Annotated in this window: 12 protein-coding genes; all 12 read left to right on the forward strand. The window is 60.9% G+C overall.

Features of this window, described 5'->3' with window-relative positions:
* The first annotated feature begins 1 nt into the window (after position 1).
* Entirely contained in the window at positions 2–1,882 is a 1,881-nt protein-coding gene (locus tag AC2CHD_RS17145; RefSeq protein ID WP_484554634.1) for a CocE/NonD family hydrolase, read from the forward strand.
* Positions 1,883–2,317: 435 nt separating this feature from the next.
* A complete protein-coding gene (locus tag AC2CHD_RS17150) occupies positions 2,318–3,082 on the forward strand; it encodes a DeoR/GlpR family DNA-binding transcription regulator (protein WP_484554635.1) in 765 nt (254 codons plus the stop codon).
* A 34-nt stretch (positions 3,083–3,116) separates the two neighbouring features.
* The gene (locus AC2CHD_RS17155; RefSeq protein ID WP_229449701.1) at positions 3,117–3,926 is read left to right on the forward strand and encodes a BtpA/SgcQ family protein; all 810 of its coding nucleotides are present in this window, start codon (positions 3,117–3,119) and stop codon (positions 3,924–3,926) included.
* A gap of 25 nt (positions 3,927–3,951) precedes the next feature.
* A complete protein-coding gene (locus tag AC2CHD_RS17160) occupies positions 3,952–4,935 on the forward strand; it encodes an ABC transporter permease (RefSeq protein WP_484554636.1) in 984 nt (327 codons plus the stop codon).
* Complete coding sequence (locus AC2CHD_RS17165; RefSeq protein WP_484554637.1) at positions 4,932–6,032, forward strand: M42 family metallopeptidase; 1,101 nt, start codon at positions 4,932–4,934, stop codon at positions 6,030–6,032. Before AC2CHD_RS17160 ends, AC2CHD_RS17165 begins: the two co-directional genes overlap by 4 nt.
* The gene (locus AC2CHD_RS17170) at positions 6,032–7,546 is read left to right on the forward strand and encodes an FGGY-family carbohydrate kinase (protein WP_484554638.1); all 1,515 of its coding nucleotides are present in this window, start codon (positions 6,032–6,034) and stop codon (positions 7,544–7,546) included. Before AC2CHD_RS17165 ends, AC2CHD_RS17170 begins: the two co-directional genes overlap by 1 nt.
* 54 nt (positions 7,547–7,600) lie before the next feature.
* On the forward strand, positions 7,601–8,599 hold the full coding sequence (locus tag AC2CHD_RS17175; protein ID WP_484554639.1) for a substrate-binding domain-containing protein: 999 nt from the start codon (positions 7,601–7,603) through the stop codon (positions 8,597–8,599).
* A gap of 152 nt (positions 8,600–8,751) precedes the next feature.
* A complete protein-coding gene (locus AC2CHD_RS17180) occupies positions 8,752–10,266 on the forward strand; it encodes a sugar ABC transporter ATP-binding protein (protein ID WP_484554640.1) in 1,515 nt (504 codons plus the stop codon).
* Positions 10,263–11,282: an ABC transporter permease gene (locus AC2CHD_RS17185; RefSeq protein ID WP_484554641.1), complete on the forward strand. Its 1,020-nt coding sequence runs from the start codon at positions 10,263–10,265 to the stop codon at positions 11,280–11,282. Before AC2CHD_RS17180 ends, AC2CHD_RS17185 begins: the two co-directional genes overlap by 4 nt.
* A gap of 33 nt (positions 11,283–11,315) precedes the next feature.
* Positions 11,316–12,311, forward strand: coding sequence for a dihydroxyacetone kinase subunit DhaK (locus AC2CHD_RS17190; RefSeq protein WP_484554642.1), 996 nt, complete (start codon positions 11,316–11,318; stop codon positions 12,309–12,311).
* 9 nt (positions 12,312–12,320) lie between these two features.
* Positions 12,321–12,929, forward strand: a complete 609-nt coding sequence (locus tag AC2CHD_RS17195; protein WP_484554643.1) for a dihydroxyacetone kinase subunit L — start codon at positions 12,321–12,323, stop codon at positions 12,927–12,929.
* A gap of 167 nt (positions 12,930–13,096) precedes the next feature.
* Positions 13,097–14,545 carry an SLC13 family permease gene (locus tag AC2CHD_RS17200; protein WP_484554644.1) on the forward strand — a complete coding sequence of 483 codons (1,449 nt, stop codon included), beginning with the start codon at positions 13,097–13,099 and terminating at the stop codon, positions 14,543–14,545.
* Positions 14,546–14,576 lie beyond the last annotated feature (31 nt).

Genomic DNA, 14,576 nt, shown 5'->3' on the forward strand with positions numbered 1-14,576 from the left:
GATGGCCGACCTGACGCCGTATATCGCCCTTTATGATGATGTGGTCGTTCACCGGGATGTCATGATCCCGATGCGCGATGGCGTCAGGTTGGCCACAGACATTTATCGTCCTGCCCGGGATGGGGTGCCTGTGGACGAGCCCCTGCCGGTCGTCTTTGAGCGCACTCCCTATGACAAGTGCGGGACACCACGGACCGAGCTGACCTTGAACAATCCGGAGCCGGCAACGCGGCCTGAGCTGGCGGTTCGCCTTGTGCGCGAGGGCTATATCGTCATCTGGCAGGATTGCCGTGGGCGATATGGTTCCGAAGGTACGTTCACCAAATATCTGAACGAGGGCGAAGACGGGTTCGATTCCATGGTCTGGATCGAGGCGCAACCGTGGAACAATTCGCGTATCGGGACGATGGGGCTGTCCTACGACGCGCACACGCAGTTGGCGATGGCGTGTCTAAACCCTCCAGGACTTGCCTGCATGGCAATCGATTCCGGCGGGTTTTCGAACGCCTTCACCTGCGGTATCCGCCAGGGAGGCGCGTTCGAACTCAAGCAGGCTACCTGGGCTTATAACCGAGCAATGGAAGCGCCGCTGGCACTGAAGGATGCCCGCATCAGGGCTGCGATCGAAGCCGAAGATCTTCGCGGCTGGTTCGCTCAAATGCCCTGGACACGGGGACGTAGCCCCGTGAAGTGGGATCCTGATTATGAGACCTATCTGCTCGACCAGTGGCAGAAGGGGCGCTTCGACGACTTCTGGAAAAAGGTCGGAATCTGGGCGGCCGGCTTCTATGACCAGATGGAGAGTGTCCCGACGATCCTCATGTCCAGTTGGTATGACGCTTATGTTCATACGACGCTGGAAAACTATGCGGGTTTGAAAAAGCCTGATCGACCGCTGATCCTGATCATGGGGTGCTGGACGCATGGCAACCGGTCGAAGCGGATTTTCGGCGATGTCGATTTCGGCCCCGCTGCCCCTTTCGACGGTCATGTCGATACGGATTGGCTGACTTTTCGCCTCCGCTGGTTTGATCGGTGGCTCAAGCAGAATGAAGACCCTGACACAGCGTTGGATACGCCTGTCCATTATTTCCTGATGGGTGGGGGCGGCGGGGCGAAAACCCCCGCCGGGCACATGATGCATGGTGGCGAATGGCGGCGTAGCACCGACTGGCCTCCACCGGAAGCCAAACCGCGCCGCTTCTACATGCATCCGGACATGCTGCTCTCGGATGATATGCCGGCGGGCGAGGGGCAGTGGCTCGAATATGATTACGACCCGCGCGACCCTGTTCCCACCATTGGCGGCTCATTAACCTCCGGCGAACCGATCTTTACGGGAGGTGGTTTCAACCAGGTCGAGCAATCCGAGTTCCTCGGGTGCAAGCACCCGGGCATGCCGCTGAACGCACGGAAGGATATTCTGTCTTTCGAGACGGAGCCTCTCAAAGAGGATCTGGCAATCGCCGGTCCCGTCACGGTTCGGCTTCATGTTTCCACGGATGCGCCCGATACCGATTTCACGGCGAAGCTGGTGGATGTCTATCCGCCCTCGGAGGATTATCCCCGTGGCTACGCCCTGAACATCACCGACGGAATATTCCGGGTGCGTTATCGCAAGTCGTTTGAAGAGCCGGAACTAGTCTCTCCGGACGAGGGTATTTTCGAGATCGAAATAACACCTTTCGCCACCGCAAACCGGTTCTGCAAGGGGCATAGAATAAGGCTCGACATCTCGTCTTCGAACTTCCCGAAGTATGATGTGAACCCGAATACGGGGGCTCCCGAGGGCACTTCACGCACCATGAACACCGCCCGCAACCGGGTCCATGTCGACCGGGTTCACCCATCCCATATCGAGTTGTACTGCCTTCCCGGTTGAGCCTGAGCCGGGGTTAAGCTGCCCGGCGCACGGGCAATTTCACCTCTGGTCTCAAAATTTCATGCAGTCACGATCCGCGTGCATCCCTTTCGGATTGGCGAGGACGTGGCTGCGCCGTTGACCGGCGGTGGATTGTCCGGGAGCGCGATTTTCCTGTGTAGAGGCTGGCCACTGCGGAGACGCGGAGGCTTTCGTCAGGCTGATGCCTGAAAGTCCTGGCGGCAATCCGCTTCTCGCGCGCAATTTGCGACCGCGAGGTGATCCCTGCTCTTTGCTGAGCAGCGTGTAGTTCCTTACGGCAAATCGATCCCCGTCACGGAAAGACTGCGACATCAGGTGCTCGAAAGCAGCCGCTTCGCATTATCGGAGCGAAAAGTGAAGTTTATCTATTGACTCGATCAAATCGATCATTAACGATCATAGTGGGAGGATAAGATGCAACATCGGTTTCCGCAAAAGCGTCAGCAGCAGATGATCGACGTCATCGTCGAGCGCAAGCGCGTGAGCAATGCGGATCTATCCGAGATTCTCGGCATTTCACTCCCTACTGTCCGGCGTGACCTTGTGGTTCTGGAGCAAGCGGGCGTGGTGACGCGAACCCATGGTGGCGTTGTCGCGCGCGGTGTGGGTGAGGATGGAACAGAGCCGCTTTTCCTTGAAAAGCTCCGTCAGAACCAAAGCCTGAAACAACGTATTGGCCAGGCGGCTGCCAGCAAGGTGCTCGACGGTCAGGTTGTGCTTCTGGATTCCGGCACAACGGCGCTTGCGACCGCGCATGCGCTTGCCGGTCGGCGAGTGACTGTGGTGGCGATCGATCTCAAGGTCGCTGAGGCTGCATCGATCGGCGCTACCGAGGTTCATATTGTCGGTGGGCGCGTTCGGAATGGCTATTTCAGCCTCGTTGGAAACTGGTCGAAGGATGCCCTGTCCAGCATCAAGGCAGATATCTGCTTTCTCGCCGCAGATGCGGTGGACCATGAGGGAGTCACCACCGCTACCTTCGAGGAAGCCGAGACAAAGCGGATCGCCATTGAGCGATCGAAGCGCGTTGTCGTCATCACCGACCACAGCAAATTCGGCAAGCGCGCTTTTGCGCAAGTCTGTGGGCTCGAAGCCGTGGACGAACTGATTACCGACAGGGGCGGCACGGACGTCGTCGCATCCTATCGGGCACTGATACCGGCCATCACCCTCGTCTGAGGGGAGGGCCCAAACCAAGAAAGAAAGGCACGGAATGTCCAAGTTCAAGCAGCTCTTCGGCGACAAGAAACCCATCATATCGATGGTGCATCTTCTGCCGATGCCCGGCTCGCCCCTTTATGATGCGGATGCGGGCATTGACGGCATCGTCGCCGCGGCGCGAAAGGATCTCATCGCCCTGCAGGAGGCGGATGTCGATGCAGTGATGTTCGGCAATGAGAACGATCGCCCTTATGAGCTCAAGGTGGACGTCGCTTCCACCGCCGCCATGGCCTACGTGATCGGCCAGTTGCGCAACGAGATCAAGAAGCCGTTCGGCGTGAATGTTCTGTGGGACCCGATGAGCACGGTGGCTCTTGCCACGGCAACCGGCGCCTCCTTCGTGCGCGAAATCTTCACCGGTACTTACGCTTCCGACATGGGGCCGTGGACGCCGAATGCCGGCGAGGCGCTGCGCTACCGCAACCGCCTTGGCCGTGATGATCTGGTGATGCTTTACAATGTCTCGGCGGAGTTCGCCGATTCCATGGACAAGCGTCCGCTCGCCGACCGCGCACGTTCTGCTGTGTTCTCATCCATCCCAGACGCCGTGCTTGTGTCGGGAGCGATCACCGGAGAGGCCGCGGAAATGGCCGACCTCAAATCGGTGAAGGAAAAGGTCACGGACACACCGGTCCTCGCCAACACGGGCGTTCGCCACAACACGGTGGCCGACATTCTCAAGATCGCCGATGGCTGCATCGTGGGCTCGTCGCTCAAGGTCGACGGGAACACCTGGAACCCGGTCGACCCGGAGCGAGCCAAAGAGTTCATGCAGATCGTGAAGGCTGCCCGCGGCGGCTGATCATCGGTATCAGGGGAGGAAGATCATGGACGCAAGACAGGACACGACAGGCTCTCACCTCAAAAGCCTCGGGATTCTGACAGCGCTGATATTCGTTGCGCTCGCAATCGCCAGCCCGACATTCCTGTCTTCATCGAACCTCCAGTCCATGGGCTTCCAGTTCCCTGAGTTCGGACTTTTGTCTCTGGCTGTTTTGCCGACAATGATTTCCGGCGGCATTGATCTTTCGGTTGTTGCCGTCGCAAATCTGGCCTCGATCGTGGCCGCGGTGACCATGAAAGCCGGGCCGGACGTGGCATGGCTCGCCATCCCCGCCGGGCTCGCTGTGGGCCTTGTCTGCGGCGCGTTCAACGGTTTTCTCATCGCCTATCTGCGGCTGCCGCCCATTCTGGCGACGCTCGGCAGCATGCAGCTTTTTGCAGGCATCGGCATCATCATCACGCGCGGGCCGGCCATCACCGGCCTTCCTGACTGGTACACGGCGTTCGGCAACTGGACGATCGGTGGTGTTCTCCCGCTTCCGCTCGTTCTGTTTGCACTCGTTGCTTCGGGCCTCGCCTTCCTTCTGCGGCGCACGCCCGTCGGCATGCGCCTGCGCCTGTTCGGCGCCAATCCGGTCGCCGCCGATTTCGCCGGCGTGCCAGGAAAGAAGCTGATCATCCAGATTTACGCCATTGCCGGCTTCATCGCGGCACTTGCCGGTCTGGTGGTTCTGGCACGTGTAAACTCGGCCAATGCGGACTATGGCAGCTCCTATCTGCTGCTCGTCATCCTCATCAACATTCTTGCCGGCGTCAGCCCGGCCGGCGGCTTCGGCACCGTCACCGGCGTGGCTCTGGCCGTGATCTGCCTGCAGTTCATCTCCAGCGGGCTCAACATTCTCTCCTTCAGCGCCTTCTCCCGCGACCTCTTCTTCGGCGGCCTGCTTATAGCCGTCATGTCCTATCGCGCGGCTTTCGGTTCCTTCGATGTAAAGGCGCTCTTCCAACGAAAGGCTCATCAACCATGAAAGAGCGCCTCCGCTCACTCCTCAAAACCCTGATGCTGACACCGGGCCTGTCCGGACATGAAGACCGTGTGCGCCGCCGCATCGAGAAAGAGCTCGCCGATCTGCCGCTTGTCCTTCGCACGGACCGCCTCGGCAATCTGATCGCCACGCTGGAAGGCGATGAGGGCGCGCCTTCGGTCATGCTCTTCGCCCACACCGACCAGCTGGGCTTCATGGTGCGCAAGATCGAGGACAATGGTCTGGTGCGCATCGAGCGGCTGGGTGGCATTCCGGAAAAGGCCCTGCCCGCGCAGGCCGTCCTGTTCTGCGTCGGCGAAGGCCGCGACGTGCAGGGCGTGATTGCCAACAAGAGCCATCACGCCACGCCGCCGGACGAAAAGTACAAGGTCACGCCCTATCAGGACGTGTTCATCGATGTGGGCGCGGAAGACGCTGCAGGCGTCAAGGCTCTGGGTATCGAGATCGGCACGCCGGTGGTCTACGACCCGCGCGTTATCGAGCTCAATGAAAATCGCCTGATCGGTACCTCGGTCGATGACCGTGCCGGTTGTGCGGTGATCGTGGAAGTTGCTCGCGCGCTCGCCGCAAAAGGCCCGCGCCCCACGGTGCATTTCGTCTTCGCTGTGCTTGAGGAGTTCAATCTTCAAGGCGCAATGGTCGCCGCCCGCGCGATCAACCCCGACATTGCCATCCAGCTCGATCTGGCGCTCAACGCCGACACGCCCGACATGACCCAGCGCGGCGAAGTCGCACTCGGCAACGGCCCGGCGATGAGCCTTTATTCGTTCCACGGCCGCGGCACGCTGAACGGCACCATTCCGCACCCGGCCCTGCCGAAGCTCTTCTCCGACACGGCTTCAGCCGAGGGCATCAATCTCCAGCGCACGGCCCACACCGGCGCACTGACCGATTCCTCCTATGTGCAACTCGTCAATGAGGGTGTCGCCTGTATCGATATGTGCTTCCCCTGTCGCTACACGCACACCTCGCTTGAAATGTGCGACCTGCGTGATTTGGAAGCCCTCACGAAACTGCTGATCGCCGCGATCCGCCGGGTCGACGCCGATTTCAGCCTGAACCGGGATGACTACACCTGATGGATTGCTATCTTGGCATCGACATCGGAACCTTCGAAACCAAGGGCGTTCTAGCCGACGGTGAGGGGCGGATTCTGGCGACTGCCAAGCGGCGGCACGACATGATCGTGCCGCAGCCCGGCTGGGCCGAACATGATGCCGAGAATGACTGGTGGGGCGAGTTTTGCGCCATCAGCCAAGAACTGATCGCGTCCACGGGCACCGCTCCTGAAAGCATCAAGTCGGTTGCGGCAAGCGGCATCGGCCCCTGCATGCTGCCGGTCGATGAAGACGGCAAGCCGCTGATGAACGCCGTGCTCTATGGCGTCGACACCCGGGCGGCGGGAGAGATCGACGAGCTGACCGCCGAGATCGGCGAGGAAACGCTGCTTGCCGAATGCGGCAATGCGCTCAGCTCGCAATCGGTCGGCCCGAAGATTCTATGGTTGAAGAAGAACCGGCCTGAGATCTACGCCCGCACTCACAAGGTGATGAACTCTTCATCCTTTCTGGTACACCGGCTGACGGGACGCTTCGTCATCGACCACTATTCCGCGTCGTCCTCCAGCCCGCTCTACGACATTCGCACCAATCGCTGGACCGACCGCTACGCCGAGCGCATCATTGCGCCAGAGCGTCTGCCGGAGCTTTTGTGGAGCACCGAGATTGCAGGCCATGTGACAGAACGGGCGGCGAGGGAAACCGGACTGGCACCAGGCACGCCGGTTACGGCGGGAACCATCGATGCGGCGTCGGAGGCCGTCAGTGTCGGGGTTCTCGGTACCGGCGAAATGATGATGATGTATGGCTCGACCATGTTCATCATCCTGGTCACCGACCATCGCGTGGAGGATGGGCGGCTCTGGTATGCGCCGTGGCTCTTCGAGGGTCAGCACGCCTGCATGTCCGGCACCTCCACCAGCGGCACGCTCACCCGCTGGTTTCAGGAGCAGTTTGCGCGCGAACTGGATGAGAGCGAGGCGCTGCGGCTTCTGGCCGAAGAGGCAGCGCGCGCGCCGGTGGGCGCAAACGGCATCGTGGTGCTGCCCTATTTCTCCGGCGAGCGCACACCGATCCACGATCCCCATGCGCGCGGCATGGTCTTCGGCCTCGATCTCACCCATACACGCGCCGACGTCTATCGCGGTTTCCTCGAGGGCATCGCCTATGGCGTAGCCTCGGTCATCGAGACCTATGAGGAGGCGGGTGCTGGTGTGAAACGGATCGCCGCAGTCGGTGGTGGCACGAAGAATGCCGTGTGGTCGCAGGCCATCTCGGATGTCAGCGACAAGGTTCAGGAGGTTGCGGCCAACACGGTTGGCGCGGCCTTCGGCAATGCGTTTCTGGCAGCCGTGGCCGTGGGCGCTGCCGGGCGCGAAGACATTCGCCGTTGGAACCCGGTGGAACGGTCCATCACGCCGCAGAAGAGAAATCGCGCCATCTACGACGCACGCTACAGCACGTTCAAGGAATTGTACGTCCGCAACAACGATCTCATGAGGGGAGCGGGCAAACGGGCGTCCGATGAAGCCTGACAGGCGGCCATCCCGGCCGTCGGGGCACTTACAGACTGCAACAGGAGGAGTCACATGGCTTTGAATTTAAGGAAACTCACCGCCGGAGTGGCGCTTGGCGCCGCGCTGATCGTCGGGGCCGGCGCCGTTACCCACGCCCAGGACGCCAAGCACTCGATCGTGACGGTGGTGAAGCTCTCGGGTATCGCCTGGTTCAACCGTATGGAAGAAGGCGTCAAGGAATATGCCGCCGAAACCGGCCATGATGCCTCCCAGGTTGGTCCGGCATCCGCGGATGCTGCACTTCAGGTCCAGATGATCGAAGATCTTATCGCCAAGAAGGTCGACGCCATCACTGTGGTGCCGAATTCGCCGGAGGCACTGGAGCCTGTTCTCGGCAAGGCACTTGACGCCGGCATCAAGGTGGTGGGTCATGAGGCGTCCAGCCTTCAGAATGTCACCTATGACGTGGAAGCCTTCGACAATGCGGCTTATGGCCGTCACCTGATGGAAGCGCTCGCACAGGCCATGGGCGGCGAGGGCGAATACGCGGTGTTCGTTGGCCACCTGACGGCAAAGACCCACAATGAATGGGTGGATGCTGCCATCGAGTACCAGAAAGAAAAATACCCGAACATGACGCTTGTCACCGACAAGCTCGAGAGCAACGAGCAGCAGCAGACCGCCTATCAGAAGACCAAGGAACTTCTGCGCACCTATCCGAACCTGAAGGGTATTCAGGGCTCGGCCGGTGAAGATGTCGTGGGTGCGGCTCTGGCTGTCGAAGAAGCCGGCCTCGACGGCAAGGTCAAGATTGTCGGCACCAGCCTTGTTTCTGTTGCCGGCCCCTATCTGGAGACCGGCGCCATCGACATGATCTCCTTCTGGGATCCGGCCAAGGCGGGTATCGCCATGAACAAGGTCGCCTCCATGGCCATCGAAGGCAAGGAAATCACCGACGGCATGGACCTCGGCGTCGAGGGCTATAACGCGATCAAGCTCGATGGCAAGGTGCTCTACGGCCAGGCCTGGGTCGATGTCACCACGGACAACATGAACGATTACGATTTCTGATCGTAGCGTGTTGACGTGACCGGAAACGAGAGACGCATGGAGCCCGTCTGCGGTCCTGAAATCAGGACCGGCAGTCGTCTGCGCGCCTCTCGATCCAACCGCCGCCGGGCCAGTTTGCCCGGCGGCATTGCCTGAACAACAGAGATTTTCCCATGAACGACGAAGCGAACCCCGGCGCGCCCATCCTGCAGATGCGGGATATTCGCAAGGCCTACGGGCCGGTGCGCGTGCTGGAAGACGTCAATCTGGAACTGCGCGAAGGAGAGGTGCGGTGCCTCGCTGGCGAAAACGGTTCCGGCAAATCGACGCTGATCAAAATCCTCTCGGGCGTGGTGAGTGCGGATGCTGGCCAAGTTTCGTTGAACGGTCGCCAGTTGGGCAACGACCCCATGGGCGCCATCACAGCCGGCCTTTCGGTCATCTACCAGGACTTTTCGCTGTTCCCCAATCTGAGCGTCTGGGAGAATATCGGCTTTCTCACATCGGTCACATCGGGCGACGTCGTGCACAGGCGCAGCGCCCGCCGCCGCCTGGCCATCGAGACATTGAAGCGCATGCAGGTGGAGATCGACCCCGATGCCCCGGTCGAGCTTCTGCCGGTGGCATCGAAACAGCTCGTCGCCATTGCTCGCGCGCTGGCCAATGAGGCGCGCATCATCGTCATGGACGAACCGACCACCGCGCTCACCCGAAGCGAGGTCGCGCATCTTCTCGAGATCGTGGGCGCATTGAAGAAGGAAGGCGTTTCCTTTCTTTTCGTGAGCCACAAGATCGAAGAGGTTTTTGCCGTCTGCGATACGGTGACGGTGCTGCGCGACGGTGCGGTGGTTGTGGAGGGCCCGATCGGTGAGTTCGATGCCGGACGGCTGGTGGAAGCCATGACCGGACGGTCGGTGGACAGCCAGCGCCTGCCGCGCGAAGAGAGCGCCGTGCAGCGCCCCTTCCTTGCGGCCAGCGGGTTGGGTCGCCGCGGCAACTTCACCGACGTGGATCTGGAGCTGCGGCCAGGTGAAATCGTCTCGGTGGTCGGACTTCTGGGATCTGGCCGAACCGAGCTGGCGCAGACCCTGTTCGGCTACATGCAGCCGGACGCCGGGAGGATCGAAATCGACGGCGATGCCGTTACCTTCAAAAGCCAGCACGACGCCATCGAGCGGGGCATCGCCTATGTGCCGGAAGACCGGCTGACGGAAGGGCTCTTTCTCAATCAGCCGATCGGCGACAACATCACTGTTTCCAGTCTGGAAAAGTCGACGAAGCTTGGCATCGTCAGCGCCGCCAGCCTGATGCAGCGTGCCCGTGAGGCCGTAAAAAACCTGCGCATCAAGACGCCTGACGTCACGCCCGCCGTGGCGACACTTTCGGGCGGCAACCAGCAGCGCGTCGTCCTGGCGCGCTGGATGGAGCGCAAACCCCGCCTGCTGATCCTTAACGGCCCTACCGTGGGTGTAGATGTGGGGTCGAAACGCGAGATCCACGAACTGCTCGTTTCGCTCAGCCGCAGCGGAACGGCGGTGATGGTCGTCACCGATGACATTCCAGAAGCGCTTGCACTCTCCGACCGCATTCTGGTGATGGTGCGCGGGCGCATTACCGCAGGTTTCGACGCTGCAGCGGTGGATGAAGATACACTCTATAACGAAGTCATCAGGGAGGACCGGGCATGAACGCGCTGGCCCGCATCTTTGCCTCGCCACAGGGTATCGTGTTCTTCGTCGCGGTTCTTTTTGCCCTCGTTCTGGGCCTCATCAACCCGGCCTTTTTCACACCCGCCACGCTGATCGATCTTGCTCGCAACGGTCTGGTGACCGGCATTTTTGCGCTTGGTGTCATGATGGTTCTCGCCTCCGGCGGTATCGATGTCTCGCACACCGCCATCGGCGCCTTTGCCATGTATGCGACGATGAAGATCGTTCTCGGCATTGATCTCGATCTGCCGATCATCGCCTATTTCGTGATAGCCGCTGTCATTGGCGCTGGGCTAGGTCTGATCAACGGTGTTCTGATCGGCGGTCTTGGATTGAACACGCTCATTGTCACGCTGGGCACGCTCTCCTTCTTCCGTGGCGCGCTGCTCACCTTCCTGGGCACCACCTACATCACTTCGGTGCCGCGCGAAGTGATCAATTTCTCCCGCACGATCCTGATCCGCATCGAGAATGCGGTGGGACAGATGGTTTCGCTGCCTGCCTCCTTCCTGGTACTCGTCGCTGTTACCATCGTCCTTGCCATCATCATGAACTTCACCGTTTTCGGTCGGAAGGTCTATGCCATCGGCGGTTCGGAAGAGGCGGCCCAGCGCATCGGGATCCGCATCAAGCGGGTCAAGGTGCTGATCTATGTGATCGCCGGCGCCATTGCCGGCTTGGCCGGCATGACGCATGTCACGCTCTCGCGCATGGCCAATCCGTTCGATCTGGTTGGGATGGAGCTCAACGTCATCGCAGCTGTGGTCCTGGGCGGTGCGCGCATCACCGGCGGGCATGGCACGGTGCTCGGCACGCTTCTCGGCGTATTCGTGATCACCATGATCAACACCACCCTGCTGATGGCCGGCGTTCCGTCCTACTGGCAGAAATTCGTGATCGGCTGTCTGATCATCGTGGGAACCGGCCTGCCCATCGTCATCGACCGTCTCGCCAGACACCGCCAGCGCATGAAACGCCCATTGGAGGCGGGGTGATCCTTTCGAACACAGCTCCCAGGGAGGACAAGCATGAAGAAAATCCTGAACAATCCAGCTGACTATGTCGATGAGATGCTGGAGGGCATGGTTGCAGCTCATCCTGAAATCTACGCCCAGCCTGTGCGCCGCGTGATTGCACGGGCCGGGGGGGCGAAGAAAGGCAAGGTCGGCATCGTGACGGGCGGTGGCTCCGGCCATCTCCCGGTCTTCACCGGCTATGTGGGCACTGGCCTGCTCGATGCCTGCGCCATTGGAGATGTCTTCGCCAGCCCGTCAGCCGAACAGATGGCCGAGGCCATCCGGCTGGCCGATGGCGGCGCGGGCGTGTTGCGCCTCTATGGGAATTACGGCGGCGATGTCATGAATTTCGACATGGCCGGTGAAATGGCCGAGATGGAACACGACATCCGCACGACCACCGTGCTTCTGACCGACGATGTGGTTTCAGCGCCAAAGGAAGAAGCCGAGAAGCGGCGCGGCGTGGCCGGTATGGTCTACGCATTCAAGATCGCGGGTGCGGCCGCCGAGCGCGGCGACAACCTGGATGAAGTCACCCGTATCGCCCAGAAGGCGGCGGATGCCTGCCGCTCCATCGGCATGGCGCTGACGCCGTGCACCATCCCGCAGGCGGGCAAGCCCACATTCGAGATCGGCGAGACGGAAATGGAAATGGGCATGGGCATCCATGGCGAGCCCGGCATCTGGCGCGACGCGATCAAGCCGGCAGACGAGATCGCGGAGGAGATGCTGGAACGTCTCATGGCCGACCAGCCGCTTGCGAAGGGTGACCGCATCTCCATTCTGGTGAACTCGCTTGGCGCAACGCCAGCCGAAGAGCTTTACATTCTTTATCGACAAGCAAAGAAGGTGCTTGATGCGGAAGGTGTCGAAATCGTGATGCCTTTGGTCGGTCGTTATGCCACTTCCATGGAAATGACGGGCGCAACGATCACGATGATCAAACTGGACGATGAACTGGAAGGCCTGCTGAAGGCGCCGGCAGAATGCGCCTTCTGGCGTGTTTAGGAGCGGGCGATGATCGACAGCAAGGCGATTTCAGAAACCCTCAAACGCATCGCATCCCACACCGCTGCGGCCAGCGAGGAGCTTTGCGCTGCTGATGGTGCCCTCGGGGACGGCGATCTTGGGATCACCGTGTCAAAAGGGTTTGCGGAGGCTGCCGCGGCGGAGCTTCCCGATGATGTGGGCATGGCGCTCCTTGACGTGGCAAAGGCGTTTCAACGCGTCTCGTCATCCTCCTACGGTACGCTGCTCGCCACGGGCTTCATGGCGGCGGCGAAACTTGAAAAAGGAAAACCCGGGATCGAACCCGAGGAGATGCCGGGCCTCGTTGCTGCCGCGCGTGACGCCATGATGGCGCGCGGAAAGGGCAATCTGGGTGACAAAACGGTGCTCGACAGTCTCGATGCCGTTGCCAGTGCGCTTGAGGGAACTTCACCGCAAGTGATGGTCGAGACGACGATCAAAGCAGCCGGGGACACTGTGGAGCGCTATCGGGATCTGCCGAACAAGCTGGGGCGCGCGCGCATGTTCGGTGAAAAGAGCGTCGGTTTGCCGGATCCCGGACAACTCGCATTTCTCCGTATTGTGGAAGGACTGCGCAACGAGGCTCACGGGAGCTAGATCCGGATTTCTTCGTCACCCGCGTCCTTACAGGGGAAGCTGCCATATCCGTGGCGCTTCCCTCTGTTTTTCTGAGGGCACACATTTCAACAAACGATTGGATCGGAGAAGGGGGAAGAGAGCAATGTCTCCCACAAGACATTGCTTCCCGGAGGTCTCCTCATCTCATGAACGAACAATCGCCCCTGCCACTCCCGCGTTCTCTCGCGGGGCTTTCCAGGTTGGCCCCGCAAGGGGATGGGCAAGCGGGGAATATTCTGAAATCGGCGGGTGTTTTTGCTGTCGCCGGTGCTGTCGGATTGGGCACCAGCCTGTTGTTACCGGCGCAAATGGCGCTTGCGGCGGGGCTTGCCGTCTTCTGCATCGGCATGTGGGCGACAGCCGCGGTCCCCGAATACTGGACCGCGCTGATGTTCTTTCTCATCGCCATGCTTTCCGGTATCGCCCCGGCGCAGGCGGTATTTTCCGGCTTCTATTCATCGACCTTCTGGCTGCTCTTCGGGGGCATCATTCTGGGGGTGTCGATCCGTTACACCGGCCTTGGCAAACGCATGGCGGCAGTGCTCGCGGGCATGCTCGGCACGCGCTATTTCACCGTTATTGCGGGCGTGACCGGCTTCAGCCTGGCGCTGGCCTTCGTCATGCCGTCGTCTATCGGGCGCATCGTGCTGCTTCTGCCGATCGTCGTCGCGCTCGCCGATCACATGGGATATGGCAAGGAGAGCAACGGGCGGACCGGCATGATTCTGGCCGCAGCCTTCGGAACCTGCCTGCCGGCCTTCACCATCCTGCCGGCGAACGCACCCAACATGATCCTGGCCGGTATGGCCGAGACGCTTTATGGCGCGCGCATTTCCTACTGGTCTTATCTGACCATTCATTTCCCGGTTCTGGGCCTTCTGAAGGCGGGCGTGCTCGTCGTGCTGATCCTGAAGATGTTTCCCGATGGCGATCCGCAGCGCCAGCCGGAGGTGCCGACAGACCAGCCGGGGATGTCCCCGGCGGAAAGGCGGCTGACAATGGTGCTGGGGCTTTGCCTTGCCCTGTGGCTGACCGATACGCTCCATCATATCTCGCCGGGCTGGATCGCGCTCGCCGCCGGTCTCTATTGCCTGTGGCCCGGGTCCGGGCTCACCTCGAAAAAATGCATCAATGAGGACGTGAACTACGCCTCGCTCTTTTTCGTTGCCGGCATTCTCGGTCTTGGCACGGTGCTTTCGTCGACCGGGCTGGGCGAAGTGGTGGTGGAAAATCTGAGCGGTCTTGCCGGATTTCAGGCAGACCGGCCTTTCTGGAACGTCGCCATGCTGACGGGCATTTCGACGCTGGTGGCGATGATCACGAACCTGCCCGGCGTGCCCGCGATCATGACGCCGGTGGCGGAGAACCTTGCGACACTGACGGGGCTGCCGCTCACCACGGTGCTGATGACGCAGGTGCTGGCCTTCTCCAACGTGTTTCTGCCCTATCAGGCACCGCCGCTGATAACGGCAATGCAACTGGGCGACCTGCCGACAGGTGCGGTGGTCCGGCTCTGCCTTGTGATGTTCGCCATCGGCGCGCTCGTGCTCATGCCGCTCGATCTCCTGTGGTGGTATGCTCTTGGCATGGTGTAGACATGCGTCTGGCGACCGAGCGATGAGGCGG

It is taken from the genome of Nitratireductor sp. ATLC21, from assembly GCF_057196525.1.